General features: G+C 71.0%; 19 protein-coding genes. 15 read left to right on the top strand and 4 right to left on the bottom strand.

Annotated features, from left to right (window positions below):
- The first annotated feature begins 49 nt into the window (after window positions 1-49).
- The 3 genes from JYK02_RS32630 (at window position 50) to JYK02_RS32620 (ending at window position 1,972) form a co-directional block, all read left to right on the top strand.
- On the top strand, window positions 50-433 hold the full coding sequence (locus JYK02_RS32630; protein WP_207056793.1) for a hypothetical protein: 384 nt from the start codon (window positions 50-52) through the stop codon (window positions 431-433).
- An 82-nt stretch (window positions 434-515) separates the two neighbouring features.
- Complete coding sequence (locus JYK02_RS32625; RefSeq protein ID WP_207056792.1) at window positions 516-1,466, top strand: hypothetical protein; 951 nt, start codon at window positions 516-518, stop codon at window positions 1,464-1,466.
- A 110-nt stretch (window positions 1,467-1,576) separates the two neighbouring features.
- A complete protein-coding gene (locus JYK02_RS32620) occupies window positions 1,577-1,972 on the top strand; it encodes a LysM peptidoglycan-binding domain-containing protein (protein WP_207056791.1) in 396 nt (131 codons plus the stop codon).
- A gap of 37 nt (window positions 1,973-2,009) precedes the next feature.
- Here the strand turns inward: JYK02_RS32620 and JYK02_RS32615 are convergent, their stop codons facing one another.
- Both JYK02_RS32615 and JYK02_RS32610 read right to left on the bottom strand, forming a co-directional pair.
- Window positions 2,010-2,696: a hypothetical protein gene (locus JYK02_RS32615; protein WP_207056790.1), complete on the bottom strand. Its 687-nt coding sequence runs from the start codon at window positions 2,694-2,696 to the stop codon at window positions 2,010-2,012.
- 60 nt (window positions 2,697-2,756) lie between these two features.
- Complete coding sequence (locus tag JYK02_RS32610) at window positions 2,757-4,316, bottom strand: ChaN family lipoprotein (RefSeq protein ID WP_207056789.1); 1,560 nt, start codon at window positions 4,314-4,316, stop codon at window positions 2,757-2,759.
- A 114-nt stretch (window positions 4,317-4,430) separates the two neighbouring features.
- Between JYK02_RS32610 and JYK02_RS32605 the strand changes: the two genes are divergently transcribed.
- Together JYK02_RS32605 and JYK02_RS32600 are read left to right on the top strand one after the other, a co-directional pair.
- Window positions 4,431-7,604, top strand: coding sequence for a TonB-dependent receptor plug domain-containing protein (locus JYK02_RS32605; RefSeq protein WP_207056788.1), 3,174 nt, complete (start codon window positions 4,431-4,433; stop codon window positions 7,602-7,604).
- Window positions 7,604-8,434 carry a 5'-nucleotidase C-terminal domain-containing protein gene (locus JYK02_RS32600; protein ID WP_207056787.1) on the top strand — a complete coding sequence of 277 codons (831 nt, stop codon included), beginning with the start codon at window positions 7,604-7,606 and terminating at the stop codon, window positions 8,432-8,434. The genes JYK02_RS32605 and JYK02_RS32600 overlap by 1 nt, the downstream gene beginning before the upstream one ends.
- 46 nt (window positions 8,435-8,480) lie before the next feature.
- Here JYK02_RS32600 and JYK02_RS32595 read toward each other — a convergent pair whose 3' ends face one another.
- Together JYK02_RS32595 and JYK02_RS32590 are read right to left on the bottom strand one after the other, a co-directional pair.
- Window positions 8,481-8,762 (bottom strand): TIGR04563 family protein, encoded by a 282-nt coding sequence (locus JYK02_RS32595; RefSeq protein ID WP_207056786.1) that lies wholly within the window; start codon window positions 8,760-8,762, stop codon window positions 8,481-8,483.
- Window positions 8,763-8,771: 9 nt separating this feature from the next.
- Window positions 8,772-8,981, bottom strand: a complete 210-nt coding sequence (locus tag JYK02_RS32590) for a TIGR04563 family protein (RefSeq protein WP_014396356.1) — start codon at window positions 8,979-8,981, stop codon at window positions 8,772-8,774.
- 432 nt (window positions 8,982-9,413) lie between these two features.
- Between JYK02_RS32590 and tilS the strand changes: the two genes are divergently transcribed.
- From tilS to tsaE, 10 genes are all read left to right on the top strand, one after another.
- Window positions 9,414-10,769, top strand: a complete 1,356-nt coding sequence (gene tilS, locus JYK02_RS32585; protein ID WP_207056785.1) for a tRNA lysidine(34) synthetase TilS — start codon at window positions 9,414-9,416, stop codon at window positions 10,767-10,769.
- Between the two features lie 181 nt (window positions 10,770-10,950).
- Window positions 10,951-12,867, top strand: a complete 1,917-nt coding sequence (ftsH, locus tag JYK02_RS32580; protein WP_120525141.1) for an ATP-dependent zinc metalloprotease FtsH — start codon at window positions 10,951-10,953, stop codon at window positions 12,865-12,867.
- A gap of 334 nt (window positions 12,868-13,201) precedes the next feature.
- Window positions 13,202-15,208, top strand: coding sequence for a DUF7594 domain-containing protein (locus JYK02_RS32575; protein WP_207056784.1), 2,007 nt, complete (start codon window positions 13,202-13,204; stop codon window positions 15,206-15,208).
- 273 nt (window positions 15,209-15,481) lie between these two features.
- Window positions 15,482-17,488, top strand: coding sequence for a DNRLRE domain-containing protein (locus tag JYK02_RS40600; protein ID WP_207056783.1), 2,007 nt, complete (start codon window positions 15,482-15,484; stop codon window positions 17,486-17,488).
- 154 nt (window positions 17,489-17,642) lie between these two features.
- Window positions 17,643-18,866 (top strand): dihydropteroate synthase, encoded by a 1,224-nt coding sequence (gene folP, locus JYK02_RS32565; protein WP_207056782.1) that lies wholly within the window; start codon window positions 17,643-17,645, stop codon window positions 18,864-18,866.
- 164 nt (window positions 18,867-19,030) lie between these two features.
- Window positions 19,031-20,425 carry a phosphoglucosamine mutase gene (gene glmM, locus JYK02_RS32560; protein WP_207056781.1) on the top strand — a complete coding sequence of 465 codons (1,395 nt, stop codon included), beginning with the start codon at window positions 19,031-19,033 and terminating at the stop codon, window positions 20,423-20,425.
- A gap of 101 nt (window positions 20,426-20,526) precedes the next feature.
- A complete protein-coding gene (locus JYK02_RS32555) occupies window positions 20,527-21,252 on the top strand; it encodes a pyridoxine 5'-phosphate synthase (RefSeq protein WP_120550607.1) in 726 nt (241 codons plus the stop codon).
- A gap of 6 nt (window positions 21,253-21,258) precedes the next feature.
- Window positions 21,259-21,633, top strand: coding sequence for a holo-ACP synthase (locus JYK02_RS32550; RefSeq protein ID WP_120562699.1), 375 nt, complete (start codon window positions 21,259-21,261; stop codon window positions 21,631-21,633).
- A 14-nt stretch (window positions 21,634-21,647) separates the two neighbouring features.
- Window positions 21,648-23,180: an NAD(P)H-hydrate dehydratase gene (locus JYK02_RS32545; RefSeq protein ID WP_207056780.1), complete on the top strand. Its 1,533-nt coding sequence runs from the start codon at window positions 21,648-21,650 to the stop codon at window positions 23,178-23,180.
- A 298-nt stretch (window positions 23,181-23,478) separates the two neighbouring features.
- A complete protein-coding gene (tsaE, locus tag JYK02_RS32540) occupies window positions 23,479-23,967 on the top strand; it encodes a tRNA (adenosine(37)-N6)-threonylcarbamoyltransferase complex ATPase subunit type 1 TsaE (RefSeq protein WP_207056779.1) in 489 nt (162 codons plus the stop codon).

Raw genomic sequence — 23,967 nt, 5'->3', positions numbered from 1 at the left:
GCACGGCTGCTCCCGGCGCGTTTTGACCTGAACCCGGAGTCCACACACCATGTCGCTCAAGTCCATGCTTCGCGGTACCGCCGTCGCCACGCTGCTCCTCGCCGTGCCCGTGCTCGCCCAGACGGCCGCGCCGTCCGGCTCCGCCAACACGGCGGGCCAGTGCGAGGGACGCCGGGGCAAGCACGGCGGAGGCCACAGGTTCGGCCGCATGGAGCACCGCCTGGACAAGCAGGTCGCGGAAGGGCGCCTGACGCAGGCCCAGGCGGACAGCTTCAAGGCGGAGGCGAAGCAGCTCCACGAGGAGATGAAGGCCGCCCGCGCCGCCGCCAACGGCCAGGTGGACGAGACCCAGCGCGCGCAGTTCAAGGAGCGCCGCAAGGCCCTGAAGCAGAAGATCCGCGCGGCGCTGGCGCCCACGCAGCAGGGCGCCTGAGGTCCCGCCGTGAGTGGGGGACGTGACGCGAGGGCCCCGGCCGGCACAGACTGACCGGGCCCTTTCGTCCGCGGGAGCCCCCATGTTTCGCAGCCTGCTCGTCGCCCTCGTCTTCCTGACCGCTGGCTGCCGCGCGCACTCCAGCGCGACCGAGGCCGCGGTGACGGCGCGGCAGGCCCCGGTGGACGCGCCGGACGAGGCCGAGTCGTCGGTGGTGCTGGTGGCGGACGCGGAGCTCCAGCGCGTGCAGAAGCGCGCCCAGTACATCGTCGAGTCGGAGCAGGGCGCCATCCGCGCCACGGACCTGCTGCTCGCGCGTCCGGACCTGGACCGCTCGCGGATGAACTGGTTCTTCACCGTGCCGCGCGGCAACGCCTGGTACGCCGTCTTCGGCCGCTTCAACCCGCAGGACGCGTTCGTCCCCGCGTACGCATACCGCGCGCCCATCGAGTTCTCCGGCGAGATGGAGGACTTCCCCGTGGAGTCCCTGCCCGAAGGCATGGACGCACTGGCCCGCGCGGTGAGCGCCGCCTGCGAGCGCGTCTTCCAGGTGCACGGCCGCAAGCAGCTCAACCCCGTCGTCGTGGAGGAGGACGGCGGCATCACCGTGTACGTGCTCCAGGGCTTCGATGACTCGAACCTGTACCTGCTGGGCGGCGACTTCCGCTTCAAGTTCAGCAAGGACGGCCGCCAGCAGCTCCAGGAGCTGCCGCTGCATCAGGGGCTCATCCCCGTGTCCGTCGCGCCCGACGCGGACGGGGAGGTGCCTCCCTTCTCCGCGCACGCGCACGTGCTCTTTCCGGGACCGCTGGAGACGGAGCTCGCGCTGGTGATGCTCTATCCCGCGCTGGGCGGCCTCTTCGTCGGCGCGGCGGACCAGGACTGCGTCTACGCGCTGTCGCCCGACGGCACCATCCGCGCCGTGCGCCTGAGCCGGGAGGAGGTCCTGCGCGAGCTGCGCCCGGACGGCACCTTCTCACCGCCCGAGGCCCTGAAGGCCGAGCCGGGGCCCGGCTCGGACGTGGTGCTCTGAACAGCTTCCGCCGCCGCACTGTTGAGCTTCGTTCAGGCCCTTCGCGTCCAGCCGGCACCGTGCGCGGGTGGGGTGCTTGAGTTCGCCGCCTCACGAGCAGGAGGACGCGAATGGCGTTGCAGAACGACTACCAGGACGTGCTGGACGTGGCGAAGAGCGTGGGCGCGAAGATCGAAACGCGCGAGGAGAACGGCAAGCTCGTCATCAAGGGCTCCGTGGACCACGCCTTCGACCGCGATCGCATGTGGGATCAGATCAAGGCGAAGCACCCGAAGTGGAACGACGAGATCATGGTCATGCTCACCGTGACCCACGCCGAGCCCTACGGCCTGTACACCGTGAAGTCCGGCGACACGCTCAGCAAGCTGGCCAAGGACATCTACGGGGACATGAAGCTGTACCCGAAGATCTTCGAGGCCAACAAGGATCAGCTCAAGGACCCGGACCACATCAAGGTGGGCCAGGTCCTCAAGCTGCCGCCGAAGACCATCGCCAACCGCGCCTGAGCCGCGGCGAGGAACGGAGGCCCGTCCTGCCAATTCATCAAGGGCAGTACGGGCACTCCACCGTGGCCTCGAGCGAGTCGTAGACGAGGCAGTTCTGGTCCGCGGCGTCGTTGTTCTTCTGCTGGCAGCGGTAGTTCCACACGGACGCGCACTGGGTATAGACCTGCGCATCGCCAGTCGGCCCCTGGTACGTGGACGTGCAGGTGCCGCCCGAGCTTCCGCCCGACACGGTGCAGCTGAAGGGGTCCGTGCCGCTGGTGCACTTGAGGCCGGAGCAGGTGGTGCCGCTGCCCATCCACTTGCCTGAACAGCTGGACGCCGACGTGCGCTGATCACACAGCACGCGGTTCAGGTTCGAGTCGTAATAGGCACACGCGCCGCTGCCGTTGCCGCCGCCACCTCCGCCACCACCACCGCCGCCGCTGGAGCCTCCGGAGGGCGTTCCCCAGCTCCACTCGGGCGACCTCGGCTCGGAGTAGCTCTCCAGCGTGACCGTGCCTTCCGGGAAGCCCACGTCCTCGCACGAGTCGCCCTCGAAGTAGCCGCAGTAGTCCCAGCCGTCGCACCAGAAGTCGCGGCACTCGTCCGAGGTGTCATCGTTGCAGAAATAGACGCTGGAGCCATGGACGCAGGCGCCCTGTTCGGCGAAGCACCCGGGCAGCATGAGGCCCACGGCGAGGGCCAGGAGGAGGACGGAGGTGACGCGGCGAGGAGATGGATTCATGCCGCCGGAGGGTAGCTGCAAGCCGCCGCTGGATTCAGCTGGGTCAGCGGCACCACAGGCCTAGAGGCCTCGCAGGCGCGCGGCCCAGGCGAGGTACGCGCCTCGCGGATCCACGAGCGGATCCCGGAAGAGGGCGCGGATCTCCGCGGTGTCCACCTGGCCGGCGTCGAAGGCACGGTAGAGGCTGTCCCCCAGGAGGTAGCCGAGCGCGTGGCTGACACCGTGGAACAGGCGGTCGCGGCGCAGGGGGAGGAGCTTCACGGCCTCGTCGGGGGCCTCGGACTCCGTGGCCTTGTGGGCCAGGACGAAGGCGGCGATCTGCCGCTCCAGGCCCCGGGCCTCACCGAAGCGCCGGGCCCACTCCGTGACGCTGGGGCAGGTGCGGCGCGGGTTGATCAGCTTGGAGCCGAAGAAGCCCAGGGCCTCTTCCAGGCACCGCGCGTAGAAGGCCTCGGACGCGCCGCGCGGAGCGTCCATGGCGTCGCCCACGGCGCAGTGGCGCACGAAGTGGGCGGCCTCCTCCGCGGCGTGGTTGAGGGACAGCGACGCGAGCCAGGCCGTGCGCGCGCGGGGGATGTAGCCGCTCTCACGCGACAGGATGTGCTTGCGCAGCTGGGCCAGCTCCGCCTGGGTGAAGCGGCCCCGCCGGCGGATGCGGGCGAGCACGTCGCTGTCCGCCACCGTCGTCACCTCCACCGAGTCCAGCTCGCGGCCCACGGGCACGCCCGCGAGCCCGCCGATGAGCTCCGCCATGTCGCGGAAGCGCTCCGCGGCGCTGCGGTCCAGGAGGGGCGCGTCGTCGCCTTCGGCCTCCAGGTAGTCCAGGAAGCTCTGCTGGCAGAGCACGGGCGAGGCGTTCATCAGGCACAGCGCGCCGTCCGCCAGCTCCACGGCCTCCGCGCCGCCCAGCCGGCCCTCGCGCGCGAGGCGCCACCAGAGGCCCTCGGCGTTCTGGTACACGACGAGCCCACGGCGCGGGTGGGCGTCACCCAGTGCGCGCTCCACCTGCGCGGGGAGGTGGCAGGGCGCGGCGTGGAACTGGCCCACCAGCACCATCACCAGCGGGACGTCCTCCGCTCGGGCCACGTGCGCGATGCGCTCCGCGGCGAAGGCGTCGCGCAGCGCGAGCGAGCGCTCTCCCTGGGCCCGCCGGTCGATGGCGGCCACCTGGAGCTTGTGGCGCTTCGCGAAGCCCAGCACGGCGCGGATGCCGGCGCCGGGACCGAAGCCCGGGGTGGGGCCGTGGCCCAGGCGCGACAGGAGGGTGCGCTCGGGCAGGCGTCCGGCGAGGTACGCGTCGAGGGCCGACTGGTGACGGCCTTCCACGCACTCGAGCGCCAGCACGACGCGGCGTCCGGAGGCGAGGGCGCGCTCGACGAGGTCCAGGTAGGTCTGCTGGGCGAGCGGCAGCGTGTGGTAGTCGCCGACGTAGACGAGGTCCGACGCGGCGATGCGCTGATGCACGTGGGTCAGCGGGACCACGCGCTGGTAGGTGCTCGTGCGCCGGCGGTAGCGGGCCTCGTAGGCGCGGAAGGCTTCGGTGCGGCCTTCGACCACCCGGGCGATCTGGGCGCGTTGGCGGCGGAAGAGGGCGAGGTGAAGGGCTAGCGACGCGCGCATGGAGCGACAGGCACCGTCGCATGCGCTCGCGGGGGCGGCAAAAAATCGGCGGGGCGTGGGCAGAGGTGCCTTGCTTGACTCGCATGGCCCTGCAACGGACCATCGTCGTCAATCTTGCAGACCGTTCTTCCTCGCACGCTCATCCTCTGGGCCGTGGTGTTCGTCGCGGCCTCCGTCCACGCGCAGGAGCCCGCGCTGTTGCACGCGCCGCCGCAGCGCGCGGAGGCCCGGCAGCCCCTCCAACTGGATGCGACGCTGGTGGACGGCGGCAAGGTGCTGGAGCTCTTCGTCCGCTATCGCGGCCCGGGAGAGCCGTACGTCCAGGTCCCGATGGAGTTGCAGTACGGGGACCTGTACCGCGCGCTGATCCCCGCGGAGCACATGGTGCCACCCGGCGTGGAGTACTTCGTCGAGGCGGCGATGGTGGATGGAGCGCGCACGCCGCTCTTCATGTCCGCGCTCCGGCCCGCGAGGGTGATGGTGGGAGCGCAGCCCCCGGAGCCTCCACCGGCAAGGACGCCGCCGGGCCGCAGGGGAAGCCGTGAGGAGCCGAAGTCCGCGCCCGACATCGATGCCTTCACGCCGCCGTCGGGGGCAGGGGAGGACGACGCAACTTCGGCACCGCCACCCGCGAGGATCGGGACTGCCGCTCCGAATGCCACCGGGACGCGCATGGATGGAACGGACGCGCGTGCATCGACCCACGCGGGGACTTCCGATTCGCGGACGTCGAATCGCCCGGACAGCACCGACTCCCGCGCGGGGACCTCCGACTCACGAGCATCCAGCACCTCGAACGGGACGGACTCGCGCTCGTCGAACCGGACGGCGACCTCTGACTCGCGAGCCTCAAGCACCGTGAACGGTGCGGACTCGAACCGGGCCGGGACCTCTGACTCGCGTACATCGAGCACCGTGAACGGTACGGACCCGCGCTCGTCGAACCGGACGGGGACCTCCGACTCACGCACCGCCAGTGGCGCGGACGCGCGGGCTTCGGGCCGCATGGACGGCACGGACCGGACGGGAAGCTCCGACTCGCGCACGACAGGTGGCCCGAACGCGCGGGCTTCGGGCCGGATGGATGCTTCCGACTCGCGTGCAGCCAACTCCGACGACGCGATGGCCGCGCTCAACGCGGACCTTCCTCCGGACACCCGCGCCGACTCCTCGCGCACCGCCCTGGACGACGACCTGGCGCTCTACAGCGCGGAGGACGTGCTCGCGGTGACGACACTCCAGGAGGAGGCCGTGCGCACCGTGCCGGCCATTGGTGCTTCCTTCAACCGCTCGCAGATGGTCGCACTGGGGGCCCGCACGGTGGCGGACGTGCTGGACGTGGTGCCCGGCGTGTCCGTCAGCCGCGACGTGCAGGGCTTCCACCGCACCGCCATCCGGGGCCTTCGCAACGACGCGGAGGTCCTCTTCCTCCTCGACGGCCACCGCCTCAACAACTTCTTCGACGGCAAGGCGCTCATGAACCTGCCGGTGGAGAACCTGGAGCGCATCGAGGTCATCCGCGGCCCCGGCTCCGCCATCTACGGCGCGGGCGCCTTCCAGGGCGTCGTCAACCTCGTCATGAACCACGCCAACGGCGTGCGCGGCGCCGTCTCCACCGGCGGCGTGCCCCGCGACGACGGCCGGCTCGCGCTCGCCACCGACGGCCACCTGTCCGCCGCGCACTCCACCGGCGACCTGCGCCTGTTCGCGGACCTGGACCTCTGGACCCAGGAAGGGGACTCGCTCGTCATCAACCACGACGCGCTCGACGACGAGGCCGTGGACCAGGGCCTGCGCGACGTGGACGAACCCGCGGGCCGCACCCGCGACGGACGGTTCCTCGTGAACGCGGGCGGTGGCGTGTCCTACGGCCTGGACAGCGCCGGCCGCGTGGGCGTCACCGCGCGCTACCTCTCCGAGAAGCGCGATGCCCTCGTCGGCCTGTTCGACACCGTGGGCAATGACTCCCAGCTGTCCTGGAGCGTGCTCCTCGCCGACCTCACCTGGGAGCGCTCCCTCTCCAGCGGCGGCCAGGTGCGCGCCCGGCTGGGCTTCGACCAGCAGTCCACCGACCGCCTCTTCCAGCTCACCCCCCACGACTTCCGCACCGGTGACGGCGCGGACCGCCTCTTCCCGGACGGCCTCCAGGAGCAGACCCAGGTCACCGTGCGCACCGTGACCGCCTCCGTGGACGCGGACCTCGCGCTGGCGAAGGAGAACCACCTCACGCTGGGGCTCGTCGCCGAACAGCAGTCGCTGTCCCGCTACGACTACACCACGAACTACACGCTCGACGGCCGCCTCCTCCCCAGCCCCACCGCCCCGGAAGGGCTCGTGGACCTCACGCAGGGAGCGGCCTCCCGCCGCCTCAACCTGGGCCTCTCCGCGCAGGACCAGTGGACCGTGCTGTCCGCGCTCACGCTCACCTTCGGCCTGCGCCTGGACGCCACGCAGCTGCCCGACGTGGACGCGGGCTCGCTCGACGCCAGCAAGATGGTGGTGCGCGTGAACCCGCGCGTGGGCCTGGTCATCGCCGCGTCGGACGCGCTGGTGCTCAAGGCGCTGTACGGCCGCGCCTTCCGCGCCCCCACCCCGCAGGAGCTGGTCGAGCGCATCCCCGACACCGACTACAACCAGGGCCGCTTCGAGGGAAACCCGCTCCTGAAGCCCACCACCGTGGACACCTTCGAGCTGGGCATGGACCTGGTCCAGGCCGCGGGCGACACCCGCGTGCGCGTGCGCGCCAACGCCTTCCTCCAGAACTTCGCCTCGCCCATCACCCCGGTGGACACCAGCGGCAACATCGTCCCCTTGCGCAACCGCGAGCTGGGCGTGCGCGTGTACGGCGTGGAGGCGGAGGCGCGCCTGGAGGCGTCCAAGCGCGCCGTCGCGTGGGTCAACGCCAGCCTGTCGCGCGCGCAGGACCTGGAGCTGCCGGAGCAGTCCCGCCTGCTCACGGACGTGCCCCAGGCGCGCTTCAACGCGGGCGTGTCCATGCCGCTGGGGGACTGGCTGAACCTGGACGTGGTGGTGCGCTCCGGCGCCGAGCGCCGCAACAACAACCGCTCCACCCTGGAGCTCATCCGCCGCTATGAGATTCCCGCGTACAGCCTCATCACCGCGCAGCTGCGCACCGAGCCCATCTGGGAGCACTTCGAGGTGACGCTGTTCGCGCAGAACCTCTTCGACCACGACCTGCGCGACGACGTGCCCCGCCCGGACCGCGTCACCGGCCTGCTGCCGCGCGAGGGCGTGTCCGGCTACCTCACCCTGAGGGCCTTCTACTGATGGACCGCCGCCACCTCACCGCCGCGCTAACGGCCCTCGCGCTCTTGCCCGGGTGCCTCGCGTACAACGACTCCTGCACCCCGCTGGTGGACGACCCCGACGCCGTCGTGGGCTACCTGGGGGAGGAAGTGCAGCTGGGAAGCGCCTTCGCCCGGCACGACAACAACGCGCTGGGGCAGCTGGCCGCGGACGCGTTCCTCCACGCGGAGGACGGCGCCGCGAAGCCCACGGAGCTGGGCATCATCAACGGCGGCTCGCTGCGCGACGAGGGCCTGTGCGTCACCCGCACGTCCCTGCGCACGGGGCCGCTCACCGACGGCGTCCTGCACGAGGTCATCCTCTTCGAGAACCTCGTCGTGACGGTGGACCTCACGGAGAAGCAGCTCGTGGCCCTGTTCGAGCACTCCGTGGAGGCGCTGGCCCTGGAAGGGCAGGCCATCGTGTCGCCGTCCGGCGCGTTCCTCCACGTGTCCGATGGCACCTCCCTGCGCGTGGACTGCGCGCGCCCGGTGGGCCAGCGCGTGACGGAGCTGCGCGTGAAGGGCCGCACCGTGTCCCTCCCCGCGCGCGACGACGCGTCCATCCGCTACCGCGTGGCGATGTCCACGTTCGTGCTGGAGGGAGGGGACGGCTACGGCGGCATCCTGGGCAACGCGGGACAGGACCCGGACCGCAACCCGGTGACGGCGCGCAAGCTGGGCGGCACGGACGCCAACATCACGGCGGCGTACATGAAGAGCACCTATCCCAGCCCGGTCCAGGCGCTGAAGGAAGCCCCGCGCATCGTCTTCGACAACTGTGCCCGGCCCGCCCGGCCCGCTCCGCGCTGAAGCCTGCGCGCGGTGTCGGACTGCGGGGGCCGGGGAGGACGGGGCCCTACGGCTTGGAGGGCTCGTCCGAGGAGGCCGGGGCGCTGGTCGTCACCACCGCCGGAGCGGAGGTGGCCGTCTGCGCCGCGGGGGCCACCGGCCGTGGAGGCAGGGGGCCGAGCACGTCATTGACCGAAGGCATCCGACGGATGTCGGCGCGGGCGACCTTCCACGCCTGCTGGACGATCCATGACAGGGAACGATCCTGCCGGGTCGCCTCGCGCTGGATCTCTTCCAGCATGTCCTCGGGAAAATAGAGTGACTGCTTGCGATGATCCGTGGTGGCCATGGCCCTGCCTTACGGCCTTTCTTCGCGCGGGTCCGTGCGCTCGTCGCCCGTGACGTCGTTCACGGCAGGGAATGACTTGATGCGGTCGCGGGCGATCTTCCAGGCCTGCTGCACCACCCATGAGAGGGAACGGTCCTGCCGGTTCGCCTCCTCCTGGATCTCCTTCAGCATCTCCTCGGGGAAGTACAGCGACTGCTTGCGCTTGTCGGTGCCTGCCATGCCTGGGTCTCCGGGGCGGATTCGAGGTGACGACCTGAACACACCGGAGCGGTTATCCGACAGACGCCCTGAAGGGTCAACGGTTTCGGAGCAGTCAGGCGTGCGCCCGTGGGCTGAACGCTCCGCTTCCGACAATGCATGACACGCGAAAAGAGAAACGCCCCGGCCTCCACGAGGGAGACCGGGGCGCTTCGGAAAGAGGGACCGCAAGGAGCGAATCTCCAAGCGGCCCCGTGGACCCAGAGGGGGAGGGGGGGGACCCCTAGGTCCAACGTCATGAAGTCCAGAACGTCCAACCAACAACCGTGAGGCGCCGTTCTATTTCCGCCCCGCGTCCATCCATTGTGGGAATCATGGAATCAATCCCACGCCTTCCGTCCACCGCGACTCTGTAACCCGGCCATCTGACACTCCATTCCGAACGCTGACGCCATGCCTCCCGCGTCTCCTGAACGCCCCACGCTGACCGCCGCGCTCGCCCGCTCCTATGCCGAGCACGGCCTCGCCTCGCGCTCGGTGCTGCTCGCGGTCTCCGGAGGCGCGGACTCCACCGCGCTCCTCGTGGGGACCGCGCGCGTGCGGGACGCGCTGGCGCTGCGCGTGGAAGTGGCGACGGTGGACCATGGCCTCCGGCCGGAAGCCGCGCGGGAGGTGACCTCCGTCGTGGGGCTGGCCGCACGCCTGGGCCTGACCTGCCACGTCCGGAAGCTCGCGCTGTCGCCCGGGGCGGGCGTGGAGGCCCGGGCCCGCGAGGCGCGCTACGCCACCCTGGAGGTCCTGCGACAGGAGCGCGGGCTGGACGCCATCGCCACCGGCCACACGCTCGATGACCAGGCGGAGACGCTGCTCATGCGCCTGTCCCGGGGCGCCGCGCTCCGGGGCGCGCGGGGCATCCACGCGCGTGTGTCCGCGCTCGTCCGGCCGCTGCTCACGTGCTCGCGCGAGGACGTGCTCGCCTTCCTGGCCACCGAGGAGGTGGGGTTCGTGAGCGATCCGATGAACGCGGACCCCTCCCTCTTCCGCACGCGCATGCGCCAGGACGTGCTGCCCGCGCTCCACCGCGCGGCGGGCTTCAGCACCGTGGCGCACCTGGCCACCTTCGCCCGGCTCGCCTCCGAGGACGAGGCCCTGCTCGCCGGGCTGGCGGACGCGGCGTGGGAGCGGCTGGCCCTGGAAGGAGGCGGCCTGGACGCGGTGGGGCTGCGGGCGCTGGAGCCGCCCTTGTCGCGCCGCGTGCTCGCACGGCTGTTGCTCACCTCGGGCGCGCGGGTGGACCACGCCACGCTGGAGCGCGGGCGCGACGTGGTGGCGCGGGGCGGCGTCATGCCGCTCAGCGACGGCTTCCAGCTCAAGGCCACCGGCGGGCGGGTGCGCTGCGTGGGGCCCGGACGCCAGGCGCCACCCATGCCGCTGGTGCTCGCGGGGCCAGGGGCGCAGGGGGACTTCGGCGCGTGGCGCTTCCAGGTGGCGGAAGGATCCGCGCCCCCGGGCGTGTTGGCCCTGGTGTTGGAGGAGGGGACGGCGTGGCCACTCACGGTGCGTTCGAGGAAGCAGGGCGACCGCGTCCGGACGCGCGCGGGCCACCGCAAGGTGCAGGACGCGCTGGTGGATGCCCGCGTTCCCGCGGAGGCGCGCGACGCGCAGCCGGTGGTGGTGGACGCGCGCGGTTCGCCGCTGTGGCTTCCCGGGGTCCTGCCGCGCTTCGTCGAAGCTGGCGCGGTGCCTTGCCGACACTCGCTGTGGGCATTCCCGCCGGCTTCAAGCGAACGGAAGACCCCTCCGTTATAGAGTCGAAGCTTCGAAACGGGGGATGGTCGCGGTCCCCTAAATAGTTGAGGGCTTTTTGCTGTTGCTGATACGGTCCGTCGCTGGCCTGCACACGGGCGGGCGCCGGGCACATGACGAAACTCGCCGGGGTTCTTCCTGGCACGGCCCTCATCCCGCCGAGTACCGAAAGGGCAGCTGAAACGTGCGTTCGACCTACAAGACCATCGGGCTCTGGGTCATCCTGATCGTCCTCTTCGTCGCCTTCTACAATTTCTTCTCGCAAGGCAACGAGCAGGTGCAGGAACCGACCTTCACCCAGCTTCTGACGAAGGTGGAGGAGAAGAAGGTCCGGGCCGTCTCCGTCAAGGGCAACACCTACTCCGGCACGTTCAGCGACTCGAACGACAAGTTCCGGACGACGGGTCCCGCGCCGGACGTGGCCGTGCTCAACCAGCTCCGCGCCTCCGGCGTGGACGTGAAGTACGAGCGCGAGGAGCAGAACAGCCTCTGGCTGACCATCCTCGGGCAGTGGATGCCCGTCGTCTTCCTGTTCCTGTTCTTCATCTTCTTCATGCGCCAGCTCCAGGGCGGCAGCGGCAAGGCGATGACGTTCGGGAAGTCCAAGGCGAAGCTCCTGAGCGAGAGCCACAACAAGGTCACGTTCGCGGACGTGGCCGGCGTGGACGAGTGCAAGGAGGAGCTGGAGGAGATCGTCGCCTTCCTCAAGGACCCCAAGAAGTTCACCAAGCTGGGCGGCCGCATCCCCAAGGGCGTCCTGATGATGGGTCCCCCGGGCACGGGCAAGACGCTGCTCGCCCGCGCGGTGGCCGGTGAAGCGGGCGTCCCGTTCTTCTCCATCTCCGGCTCGGACTTCGTGGAGATGTTCGTGGGCGTCGGTGCCAGCCGCGTTCGCGACCTCTTCGAGCAGGGCAAGAAGAACGCCCCCTGCATCATCTTCATCGACGAGATCGACGCCGTGGGCCGCCACCGTGGCGCGGGCCTGGGCGGCGGTCACGACGAGCGCGAGCAGACGCTCAACCAGCTGCTGGTGGAGATGGACGGCTTCGAGTCCAACGACGGCGTCATCCTCATCGCCGCCACCAACCGTCCGGACGTGCTGGACCCGGCGCTCCAGCGCCCGGGCCGCTTCGACCGCCGCATCATCGTCCCCCGTCCGGACCTCAAGGGCCGCCTGGGCGTGCTGAAGGTGCACACCCGCCGCGTGCCGCTGGCCCCGGAGGTGGAGCTGGAGGTCATCGCCCGCGGTACGCCCGGCATGACGGGCGCGGACCTGGAGAACCTGGTCAACGAGTCGGCCCTGATGGCCGCGCGCCAGAACAAGGAGCGCGTGGACCTGGCGGACTTCGAGCAGGCGAAGGACAAGGTCTTCATGGGCCCGGAGCGCCGGTCCATGATCATGACCGACAAGGAGAAGCGGAACACGGCCGTCCACGAGGCCGGCCACGCGCTCCTCGCCAAGCTGCTGCCCGGCTGCGACCCGCTGCACAAGGTCACCATCATCCCGCGCGGTCAGGCCCTGGGCGTCACCTGGAGCCTGCCCACCGAGGACAAGGTGAACGGCTACCGCAAGCAGATCCTCGACCAGATCACCATGGCCATGGGTGGCCGCATCGCCGAAGAGCTCATGTTCAACGAGATGAGCAGCGGCGCGGCGAACGACATCGAGCGCGCCACGGAGACGGCGCGCGCCATGGTGTGCCGCTGGGGCATGAGCGAGAAGATGGGCCCGCTGGCGTTCGGCAAGAGCGACGGTGAGGTGTTCCTGGGCCGCGACTTCAACTCGTCCAAGGACTACTCCGAGGACACCGCCCGGCAGATCGACGCGGAGGTCCGCAGCATCGTCGTGGGCTGCTACACCACGGGCAAGCAGCTGCTGACGGACAAGCTGGACGTGCTCCAGCGCGTGTCCGACGCCCTGGTGGAGTACGAGACGCTCGACGCGGAGGACGTGAACATCATCCTCCAGGGTGGCCAGCTCACCCGTGAGCGTCCGGCGCCGCGCGTCAGCTCCACGCCGAAGCCGACGGAGAAGAAGGACAAGCGGAAGATCCTCGACGCGCTCGAGGGCCTGCCCAACATGGAGCCGAAGAAGGCGTAACGCCTCTCCAGCCTCCCTCCTGAAGTGACGAAGGCCCTTCCCGTGGAAACGGGGAGGGCCTTTTCGTTTGTCTTCGAGCCGCCCGGCTGCTGCCCGAGCGTCCTTTGCTCGGAGTGAACTCCTGGTGCCACCGCGCGCCCTCCGCGTTCCCTGGCACCGCGCGCGGCTTCTCCGTGAAGGGCACCGCGAGGGCCTCCCTGGGGGGCGATTCCGGTGTCCGCGAGCGGATTCACGCTGGCACCTGGGATGCAATTTGAAAGGACCGCGGGGCTGGGAAGGCCTCGTGGGGGACGACACGACAATGCGGATCGGGTGGAAGCGGGGAGCGCAGGGTGTGGCGGCGTTCGCGATGCTGGCGTTGCTGCCACGGTGCGGCGGAGCGACGGGGGCGGAGGACGAGGTCCAGGACGGGGCACTGAAGGCGGTGGAGCAGGCTGCGGCGCTTCCCACCGTGTGCCAGCCCCGGAGCTACCTGGACTCCAGGACGCTGATGCCGGTGGGCGACGCGTCGGTGCGCAATGACCAGCCGGATGTGAACATGAGCACCCATTCCACGCTGTACGTGGACTCGGCCCCCACGCGCTACCAGTCCTATCTGCGGTTCCAGCAGGAGGGGGAGGGCGGCGAGCTCGTCCAGGCGCGGCTGCGGCTGTACGCGAAGCAGGGCACGAACACCGGCGTGTCGTTCCATCCGGTGACGGGAGGCGCCTATCCGCCCGCCGTCACCTGGAACACCCGGCCGACGGAGGGCGCCGCGGTGGCCACCGTGGCATCCGTCGCCAATGACGCCTGGCTGACGGCGGAGGTGAAGGGCGCGGTGACCAGCCGCCGGACCTTCGACCTGGGCATCCTCCCGCTTGGCGATGACGGGGCCGAGTTCTCCTCGGTGGAGGCGTCCAACGCCGCGCGCAGGCCGCAGCTGGACACGGTCTACCGCTATGACTGGTGCACGTACCGGGGCAGCAGCACGCCTTCGCAGGCCTGGGCGAAGACGCTGGGGGGCGCGTCGAGTGAGCGCGTCCACGCGCTGCTCAACCTGCCGGATGGCTCCGGCTTCGTGCTGGGCGGGACGTACAGCGGAGGCCCGGCGCAGGCGGGCGGCGCGGCGCTGCCGGGGCCCTCGGGCATCCTGGTGGCTCGCTTCGACACGGCGGCCCAGCACCAGTGGTCGCGCGCCTATGCCGTGGGTCAGCTGGTGTCCCTGCGGGCGATGACGGTGACGCCGGTGGGCAACGTGCTGGTGGTGGGCACCTACCAGGGCAGCCCGGACCTGGGCCCCGGCGCGCTGCCGTACGTCAATCCCAATACGGGGGAGCTGGGGATGTTCGTGCTGAAGCTGTCCCCCACGGGCAACCCCGTCTGGTCGCACGGCTTCCACGCGGAGAAGCGGCCCGCGTGGGGGGAAGGGCAGATCTATCCCTCCTTCGTCGTCCCCACCGTCGTCGCCACCGACGCCAACGGGAGCCTCATCGTCGCGGGCCACTTCGAGGGCTACACGAACCTGGGGGGCCGCGAGCTCTACGCGGGCTCGATGAGCGAGGCCTCGGATGATTCGACCCAGTCCCTGTTCCTGGCGAAGTACGACTACAACGGCGGCCACCAGTGGTCCCAGGTCTTCGAGACCGTGGACGAGTACACCGAGGCGAACGCGCTCACCACGGACGCGGCGGGCAACATCCTGATGGGAGGCCGCGGCAACAACCCCGTGCTCGCGACGCCGGGCAAGCGCGTGGGTACGGCCTTCGTGGCGCGCTTCACGCCGGGCGGCGCGCCGGTGTGGGGCTATGGCCTGAATGGGGCCATTGGCCGCGTCAGTGGTCTGGCGGCCCTGCCCGACGGGGGCGTGGCGTTCGCGGGCGGCTTCAACGGGACGTTCACCTTCAAGGGCCAGACGTATTCGAGCCACGACCCCATGCACGATGTGCGGCCGGATGACGGCATGTTCGGCACGCTCACCGCGTCCGGTGGCGAGGGGTGGGTGCGCGTGCTGACGACCGAGCCTGGCGGCGACATCGCCGAGCAGGTGGCGGTGGATGGCGCGGGCAACCTCATGGTGAACGGCCGCGTGTCCGCGGACACGTTCGATTTCGGCGGCGGAGCGCTGGGCACGTTCGGGCTGCCCGGGAGCAGCGGGCTCCGGTTCGTGGCCAGCTACAGCCCCACGGGCACCCACCGCTGGTCGCGCATGCTGGGGACCCAGGTGTCCAGCGCGTTCATGGCGGTGTCCCCGGATGGCGCCACGCGGCTGGGCTTCACGTTCGAGGGCTCCACGCCGGTGGGCGCCACGACGTTCGTCTCCGCGGGGCAGGCGGACATGGGGCTCATCCAGTTCACGCCGTAAGCACGTGACGCGCTGATGCGGGGCCTCGGGCCCGGTCCTTCCTCGCGGAGGGGCCGGGCCCGCTGCCTTTTCGGGCCTCCGGCCTCATGCGGGGAGTGAACTCCGGGCGAGTGCGTTGGGCGTCCCCGTGACGTTTCTCCGCGACGGTTTTCCCTCCGGCCGGGGTGTCCACTCGCGGAAGGCCGCTGGCACTCGGGATGCACTACGAGTGCGCGCGAGGACGACCTCGCTGGGAGAAGCACGATGACCGGGTGGAAGTGGGGAGTCAGGGGCTTGACGGCAGTTGCAATGGTGACGCTGTTGCCACGTTGTGGCGGGATGACGGAAGGGCAGGAAACGGAGACGCAAGGGACACCGGGGGTGGTGCGGCAGTCGAAGGCGGCGCTGCTTCCCGAGTGCCGGCCCCAGAGCCGGGATGTGGCGCGGACGGTGGTGGCGATCGCGGACGGGACGGTGCGCAGCGACCAACCGGACGCGAACCTCAGCGGTTCCAGCACGCTGCTCGTGGACTCGGTGCCGACGCGCTACCAGTCCTACCTGCTCTTCCCGTTGGTGGATCAGGGCGGGACGCTGACGCGGGCCCGGCTGCGGCTCTACGCGAAGAACGGCACCTCGACGGGCGTGACGGTGCACGGGACGATGTCGGGCTTCTCCGAGGGCGACCTCACCTGGAACACGCGGCCCGTGGAGGGCATCGAGGTCGCCACGGTGCCGGAGGTCGCGACGGATGGATGGCTGACCGCCGAGGTGAAGGACGCGGTGCGCTCGTACTCCACGCTGACGCTGGCGCTCAAGCCCGTGGGCGAGGACGGCGCGGACTTCTCCTCGCGCGAGGCGTCCAATGCGTCGCGGCGGCCCATGCTGGACACGGTGACGCACTACGAGTGGTGCACCTTCCAGGGCCCGGAGCTGGCGGGCACGGACTGGCGCCGGAAGTACGGCGGGGCGGGCAAGGACGTGCTGGTGGGGCTGGTCAACCTGCCGGACGGCAGCGGCTTCGTGATGGGGGGCAGCTACCAGGGCACGGCCTCGATGGGGGGCGTGGCGCTGCCGGCGCCCGGCGGCCTCTTCGTGTCGCGCGACGACAACGGCGCCAACACCCAGTGGGCGCGGGTCTACGCGCCGGGCGCGCAGGTGACGATGCGTGCGCTGACCGCGACGCCGCTGGGCAACGTGCTGGTGGTGGGCACCTACGAGGGCAGCCCGGACTTCGGCACCGGGCCGCTGCCGTACGTCCAGCCGGGGCTGGGCGGCCAGGGCCTGTTCCTCCTGAAGCTGGCCCCTGACGGCGCGCCGGTCTGGGCCCGCGGCTACCGCGCGCAGAAGCGCCCCGGGGGCTCGCCCGGGCAGGTGTTCGCCGCCCCGGCCGTCCCCGCCGCGGTGGCCACCGACGCCAACGGCAGTCTCATCGTGACGGGCCGCTTCCAGGGCTACCTGGACCTGGGCGGTGGTGAAATCTTCGCGGGTCCCGGCAGCCAGCAGGATGACCCGACCAACGGCCTCTTCCTCGCGAAGTTCGATTTCAACGGCGGGCACCTCTGGTCCCGGGCCTTCGAGGGCGGGGAGGGCGACGACACCGCGGCGCTCGCCACCGATGCCAACGGGGCCATCTTCCTGGGCGGCCGGAGCGGCAACCCGGTGCTCGCGTCGGCGGGGGCGTACGGCCTGTCGCCCTTCGTCGCGCGCTTCGCGCCGGACGGCACGCCGGCGTGGGGCCGTGCGTTGAAGGGCAGCACGGGGACCATCCACAGCCTCGCGGTGCTGCCGTCGGGCGGGGTGGCCTTCGCCGGGGACTTCAATGGCACGTTCGTCTTCCAGGGCACGCAGTACACGAGCAAGGACCCGACGTACGACGAGCGCGTGGATGACGCCGTGTTCGGCACGCTCACCGGCACCGGCACGGACGGCTGGGTGCGCGTCTTCGGAGGCTACGGCGGCGGAGACAGCGCCCGGTCCGTGGCGGTGGACAGCGCGGGCAACGTCATCGTGAATGGCATCACGCCGCTGAACACCTTCGACCTGGGCGGCGGTCCGCTGGGGACCGAAGGCCTGTCCCTGTACGACCCGATGGGTTTCTTCGCGAGCTACGGCCCGACGGGCGCGCTGCGCTGGTCGCGCCTCGTGGGGCCCGGGGTCGTGAACACCGCGATGGCGGTGACGCCTTCGGGGTCGACGCGGCTGGGCTTCACCTTCCGGGACACCGCCTACGTGGGCGAGCGGGTCGTCACGTCCGTCGGCGGGGGCGAGTCGGACATCGGGGTCATCCAGTTCATCCCGTGACGTCCGCGGGCGGCCCCTGACGCGCGCCGGGCCCGGTGCCTTCCTCGCGAGGTGCCGGGCCCGTGCGCGTTCACGTCATCCTCGCTTCCCTGGACCGGGGGAAGCGGCGACACTGACCCCTCGCCGCCCTCACGCTCTTGAAGGGGACCTGAACGTGCTGCGTGCCCGCCTCATCTCGCGAGACCGTCCCGAGGACCTGTCGCTCGTCCTGCGCCGCCTGAACCTGTCGCCCCGCAACCGCGAGCACCTGACGCGTGAGCTGGGCTACGCGCACGTGCTCGTCACCGGGGGCCGTCCCTCCTACGAGGAGGAGCTGGTGCCTCCGTACGGCTCCAAGGAACGCGAGAAGCTGCCCACCTGGACGCCCGGCGGACACGTGGATCACCCCGGCGAGGTGCTCCTGTCCGGCAGCCGCCAGCAGTTCGACCGGCTCATTTCGCTCGCCCGCAAGTCCCCGCGCACGGATGGCCTGGCGCGCGTGCTGGAGGAGGTGCTGTCCCCCACGCCCATGACGGCGCTGACGCTGAGCGGCCGCCGGTTCGAGTGGGGCGCGCGCACGTACCTCATGGGCGTGGTGAACGTGACGCCGGACAGCTTCTCCGACGGCGGCAGCCTCCCGGACGCGGACAGCGCCGTGGAGCACGCGCTGAAGCTGGTGGACGCGGGCGCGGACATCGTCGACGTGGGCGGTGAATCCACCCGGCCGGGCTCCCTGCCGGTGTCCGCGGACGAGGAGCTGTCGCGCATCCTCAAGGTCGTGGAGGGCATCAAGCGCCGCTCCACCGTGCCCATCTCCGTGGACACGATGAAGGCCGCCGTCGCGAAGGAGGCGCTCCAGGCCGGCGCCCACCTCATCAACGACGTCACCGGCTTCCACTCCGACCCGACGCTGGCCGGCGTGGTGGCCGCCGCGGGCGCCGCGTGTTGTCTGATGCACACCCAGGGCATGCCGAAGACGATGCAGCAGGCCCCCCGCTACGACGACGTGGTGGGCGAGGTGATGGACTACCTGGAGGAGGGGATGTTCACGGCCACCGAGGCGGGCATCCCGCGCGGGCGCATCCTCCTGGACCCCGGCATCGGGTTCGGAAAGACGCTGGAGCACAACCTCTTCCTCCTGCGCCGGCTGGAGGAGCTGCGCGGGCTGGGACAGCCCTTGCTGGTGGGCACCAGCCGCAAGTCCTTCCTCGGGAAGCTGGCGGGCGGCAAGGGCCCCCAGGAGCGCCTGGCGGCCACCCTGGGCTCCGTGGCGGCCATGGCGGTCCTGGGGGGCGCGGACGTGGTGCGGGTGCACGACGTGGGAGAGGCCCGGGACGCGCTGGCGGTGGCGGACGCCATCCGGCGGGCCCGGGGCGGCGGTGACCTGTACGGCGGGTGACGCGGACAAGCCCTGGCGTCGGAGGTGTTCAGGTCCGCACGCCCGGGCGCTTGCCTGGGTGGCACCGCATCCCTAGCTTCGGGCCCACGTGCCGGACGGGGTATAAGCCCCCGGACGCGAGTGGCCGGAGCCCTTCCGGCAATGGGAAAGGTGGAGCGGCACACATGGCGTACAGGATGGACATGCCCCCCAAGGAAGCGCAGAAGACGGAGCGGCTGTTCGGAACGGATGGCGTCCGCGGCGTCGCCAACGTCTATCCGATGACGGCCGAGGTCGCGATGAAGCTCGGGCGCGCCCTGGCGTACCTCATCCGCAACGGTCCGCACCGCCACCGCGTCATCGTGGGCAAGGACACGCGCCTTTCCGGCTACATGCTGGAGCAGGCCCTGTCCGCCGGCCTCATCTCCATGGGCGTCGACGTGGAGCAGGTGGGCCCGCTGCCCACGCCCGGCATCTCCAACCTCACCACGTCCATGCGCGCGGACGCGGGCGCCGTCATCTCGGCGTCCCACAACCCGTACCAGGACAACGGCATCAAGTTCTTCTGGCGCGACGGCTTCAAGCTGCCGGACGAGACGGAAGCCAAGATCGAAGAGCTGGTCTCCAGCGGTGAGATCGACAACATCCGCCCCACGGCGACCAAGATTGGCCGGGCCATCCGCCTGGACGACGCGCGCGGCCGCTACATCGTCTACCTGAAGGCCACGTTCCCCCGCGAGCTGACGCTGGAGGGGATGACCATCGTGGTGGACTGCGCCAACGGCGCGGCGTACCGCACGGCGCCGTCGGTGCTGGAGGAGCTGGGCGCGAAGGTCATCGCGCTGGGCGTGTCCCCGGACGGCAAGAACATCAACCACAAGTGCGGCGCGCTCCACCCGGAGGGCCTGTCCAAGGCCGTGGTGAAGCACGGCGCGCACCTGGGCATCGCGCTGGACGGCGACGCGGACCGCCTCATCGTCGTGGACGAGAAGGGCAACGTCGTGGACGGCGATGCCATCATGGCCATCTGCACGGGTGAGCTCGTCGCGCGCAAGGAGCTCAAGAAGAAGACGCTCGTCTCCACGGTGATGAGCAACATCGGCCTGGAGCGCGCGGTGGCGCAGTGGGGCGTGAAGGTGGTCCGCACGCGCGTGGGCGACCGGCACGTCGTGGACGAGATGCGCCGCAATGGCTACAGCCTGGGCGGCGAGCAGAGCGGCCACCTCATCTTCCTGAATCACACCACCACGGGCGACGGCACGCTCGCGGCGCTGCAGCTGCTGGCCGTCATGTGCCGCCAGCAGAAGCCGCTGTCGGAGCTGGCCTCCATCTTCCAGCCGGTGCCGCAGACGCTGCTCAACGTCGTGGTGAAGCAGAAGAAGGAGCTGGGTGAGCTGCCCACGGTGATGAAGGCCATCAAGGACGTGGAGCAGAAGCTGGGCAGCAATGGCCGCGTGCTGGTGCGCTTCTCCGGCACGGAGCCCAAGGCCCGCGTGCTGATTGAAGGCGAGGACGCGGCGCGCAACGAGGCGTACGCCCGTCAAATCGTCGAGGCGCTCTCCAAGGCGCTCAACGGCTAGCGACAGCGGTTGACTTCCGGACGCCGGCCACGAATAGAGGGGCCGGCGCGGGCCCGGGTCCCTGGACAATCCCGCACCGCGCCAGCGCAAGGAGCGGGACGATGGGACAGCGACTGGGTGTCAACGTGGATCACGTGGCGACGCTGCGGCAGGCGCGGCGCACCGTGTATCCGGATCCGGTGACGGCCGCGGCGATGGCGGAGCTGGCCGGCGCCCGGCAGATCACCATCCACCTGCGCGAGGACCGGCGCCACATCCAGGACCGGGACCTGCGCATCCTCCGCGAAACGGTGCAGACGCTCCTCAACCTGGAGATGGCCGCCACCGCGGAGATGGTGAAGATCGCCTACGAGTACAAGCCGGACGTGGTGACGCTCGTGCCCGAGCGGCGCGAGGAGCTCACCACCGAGGGCGGCCTGGAGGTCGCGGGCCAGCGCGAGTCCATCGCGAAGATCATCAAGAACCTCAAGGACGGGGAGATCGCCGTCTCGCTGTTCATCGATCCGGACCTGGACCAGGTGCGCGCGTCGCACAAGGTGAACGCGGACCGGATCGAGCTGCACACGGGCCGCTACTGCGAGGCGCGCAACGAGAAGGAGCGCGCGCGGGAGCTGGCGCGCATCGTGGACGCGGCCAAGGCGAGCGCCAAGCTGGGCATGGGCGTCGCGGCGGGCCACGGGCTCAACTACGACAACGTGCAGGCCATCGCGCGCATCCAGGAGATCGACGAGCTCAACATCGGGCACGCCATCGTGGCGCGCGCGGTGCTGGTGGGCTTCGAGCGCGCGGTGCGCGAGATGCTCGAGCTGATGCGCGACCCGGGATAGGCACGCATGCCCATCGTCGGCCTGGGGTTGGATCTCTGCTCCATCGAGCGCATCCAGCGCATCCTCGACGGACCGCGCGCGGAGGCGTTCCTTCAGCGCGTGTACACCGACGGGGAGCGGGCCTACTGCGCGCCTCGGCATGACGCGGCCAGCGCGTACGCGGCGCGGTTCGCGGCGAAGGAGGCGCTGGTGAAGGCGATGGGTGTGCCTCCCGGCGTGAAGTGGCGGGACATGGAGGTGGTGCGCGAGGGCGGTCCGCCGCGCTTCGTGCTCTCCGGCGTGGCCCGTGAGGTGATGGAAGCGCGGGGGTGGGACGCGATGCTCGCGCTCACCCATGATGCCGGCGTGGCCGCGGCCACGGTGGTGCTCCAGACGAAGTAGGGAGGTTGGAAGCCATGCAGCGCGTGCTCACCGCCGTCCAGATGCGTGAGGCCGAGAAGGCCGCCGAAGAGAAGCACGGCATGCCGTCCGGGTTGCTGATGGAGAACGCGGGCCGTGCGCTCGCGGAGGCCGCGCGGAGCCTCTCGGGGCCCGGCGGGCGCTTCACGGTGCTGTGCGGCCCCGGCAACAACGGCGGGGACGGCCTGGTCGCCGCGCGCTTCCTGTTGGAGGGCGGCGCTCGCGTGGTGGTGTCGCTGGTGGGGGACACGGGGAAGCTCACCCCGGAGGCGAAGCGCAACCTCCAGGCGCTGGAGGGCTTCGGGGAGTCTCCGCGCGCCTTCGAGGCGCTGCCGGAAGCAGGCCCGGGCGACGTGGTGGTGGACGCCCTCTTCGGCACGGGACTCAAGCGCGCGCCGGAGGGCATCTTCGCGGACGCCATCGGGACGGTGGCGCGGTGGCGGCGCGCGGGGGCGAAGGTGGTGGCCGCGGACGTGCCGTCCGGCCTGCAGAGCGACACGGCGGAGCCCTTCTCGCCGTGCGTGGAGGCGGACGTCACGGTGGCCTTCGGCTTCGTGAAGCCCGCGCATGAGCTGGAGCCCGGCGCGTCGCTGTGCGGCGACGTGCGGCGCGTGGACATCGGCCTGGGCGGTGAGTCCACGCGCGCGGTGTCCGGCGCGGAGCTGTTCCGCGTGGAGGAGAAGGACGCGCGTGACGCGATTCCGAAGCGCCGAGCGGATTCACACAAGGGCACCTACGGTCACGTGCTGGTGGTGGCGGGCAGCCCGGGCAAGACGGGCGCGGCGGCGATGGTGGCCCTGTCCGCGCTGCGCAGCGGGGCGGGGCTCGTGACGGTGGCCACGCGTCCGGAGGCGCTGCCGTGGGTGATGGCGCACTCGCCGGAGATCATGGGCGTACCGATTCCCGGTGAGGGCCCGCTGGGCAAGGGCGACCTGGAGGCGCTGAAGGCCGCGCTGGAGGGCAAGGACGCGCTGGTGATGGGACCGGGCATCCCCCGGGGGCCGGAGACGGGCGCGCTGATTGGCGACCTGCTGGCGTCGGTGGAGGTGCCCGCGGTGCTGGACGCGGACGCGCTCAACGCGGTGGCCGAGGACCTCAAGGTGCTGCGGGACGCGAAGGGGCCCGTGCTGCTCACGCCGCACCCGGGAGAGATGGCTCGGCTGTGGGGCCGGACGACGAAAGACGTGCAGGCACACCGCGTGGGCGTGGCGCTCAACCTGGCCACGTCTCTCAACTGCACGGTGGTGCTCAAGGGCTCGCGCACGCTCATCGCGGAAGCGGGAGGGCGCGTGTTCATCAACCCCACGGGCAACGCGGGCATGGCCACGGGCGGCACGGGCGACGTGCTGTCGGGCCTGTGCGGCGCGCTGCTCGCGCAGGGCATCCCGCTGCCCAAGGCCGCGTGGACGGCCGTGTACGCGCACGGGCTCGCGGGCGACCTGATGGCGCGGGAGCGCGGCCTCATGGGCCTCATCGCCACGGACCTCCTGATTGGCCTGGGCCACGTGTGGACGCGGTGGGAGCGATGATCGGCGCGAACGTGGCACTTCACGCCTCCGCGCCTTGCGGCGCTCGGCCTTGTCATGGCGCGAGTGACGCGCTGCGGGCTGTCGTGCAGGGCAAACGCGCGTGTGGGCCGCAGCCCTGTCTCGACGCGACCGTCACGGTGGGCGCGTTGCTGGCCGTCATGTCGGGCAGACGTGCGCGTGGAACCCGGCCCTTCTTGAGCGCGGAGCGCTCAATGCGCACGCGGACGCCGCGCCACATGGCTCCTCGCCGGGCGGACGTGCTCGTGGGCCGCGGCCTTGTCGCGGCGCGGAGGGCGCGATGAGTGGCGCGGAAGCTCAGCCCACGCGCTCGCGGCGGCTCGTATCTCCGTCGCCGGAGGAGACGCACCGGCTGGGCGTGAAGCTGGGGCAGTTGCTCCAGCCCGGGGACTTCGTGGGGCTGATTGGCGACCTGGGCGCGGGCAAGACGCACCTGGTGCGCGGCGTGGCGGAAGGGGCGGGCGTGGCTCAGTCGGAGGTGGCCAGCCCCACGTTCGCCATCGTGTACCCGTACGAGGGCCGCATCCCGCTGTACCACGCGGACCTGTACCGCCTAACGGACTACGACGAGCTGTACGCCACCGGGTTCCTGGACCTGGTGGGCGGCGAGCACGCGATGCTGGTGGAGTGGTTGGATCGCATCCCCCAGGCCGCGCCGCGCGACTTCCTGCGCGTCACGCTCCGCCATGAGGGCGAGGACGCGCGGAGCCTCGATGTGGAGGCCTTCGGCGCGCGTCCTGTTGCACTGCTCGACGCGTGGCTGGGCTGA

This window comes from Corallococcus macrosporus, assembly GCF_017302985.1.
Classification (GTDB): Bacteria; Myxococcota; Myxococcia; order Myxococcales; family Myxococcaceae; genus Corallococcus; species Corallococcus macrosporus_A.
The sequence above is the reverse complement of the archived record's forward strand: the minus strand, read 5'-3'. Positions and strand labels throughout refer to the sequence as shown.

Bases quoted from the DNA above. Each gene is read 5' to 3' on its own strand.
- JYK02_RS32550 (WP_120562699.1), top strand. From the start codon at position 21,259: ATGCCCATCGTCGGCCTGGGGTTGGATCTCTGCTCCATCGAGCGCATC.
- JYK02_RS32610 (WP_207056789.1), bottom strand. From the start codon at position 4,316: ATGCGCGCGTCGCTAGCCCTTCACCTCGCCCTCTTCCGCCGCCAACGC.
- JYK02_RS32600 (WP_207056787.1), top strand. From the start codon at position 7,604: ATGGACCGCCGCCACCTCACCGCCGCGCTAACGGCCCTCGCGCTCTTG.
- JYK02_RS32595 (WP_207056786.1), bottom strand. From the start codon at position 8,762: ATGGCCACCACGGATCATCGCAAGCAGTCACTCTATTTTCCCGAGGAC.
- JYK02_RS32620 (WP_207056791.1), top strand. From the start codon at position 1,577: ATGGCGTTGCAGAACGACTACCAGGACGTGCTGGACGTGGCGAAGAGC.
- glmM (WP_207056781.1), top strand. From the start codon at position 19,031: ATGGCGTACAGGATGGACATGCCCCCCAAGGAAGCGCAGAAGACGGAG.
- JYK02_RS32590 (WP_014396356.1), bottom strand. From the start codon at position 8,981: ATGGCAGGCACCGACAAGCGCAAGCAGTCGCTGTACTTCCCCGAGGAG.
- JYK02_RS32555 (WP_120550607.1), top strand. From the start codon at position 20,527: ATGGGACAGCGACTGGGTGTCAACGTGGATCACGTGGCGACGCTGCGG.
- tsaE (WP_207056779.1), top strand. From the start codon at position 23,479: ATGAGTGGCGCGGAAGCTCAGCCCACGCGCTCGCGGCGGCTCGTATCT.
- JYK02_RS32615 (WP_207056790.1), bottom strand. From the start codon at position 2,696: ATGAATCCATCTCCTCGCCGCGTCACCTCCGTCCTCCTCCTGGCCCTC.
- JYK02_RS32625 (WP_207056792.1), top strand. From the start codon at position 516: ATGTTTCGCAGCCTGCTCGTCGCCCTCGTCTTCCTGACCGCTGGCTGC.
- JYK02_RS32630 (WP_207056793.1), top strand. From the start codon at position 50: ATGTCGCTCAAGTCCATGCTTCGCGGTACCGCCGTCGCCACGCTGCTC.
- JYK02_RS32545 (WP_207056780.1), top strand. From the start codon at position 21,648: ATGCAGCGCGTGCTCACCGCCGTCCAGATGCGTGAGGCCGAGAAGGCC.
- tilS (WP_207056785.1), top strand. From the start codon at position 9,414: ATGCCTCCCGCGTCTCCTGAACGCCCCACGCTGACCGCCGCGCTCGCC.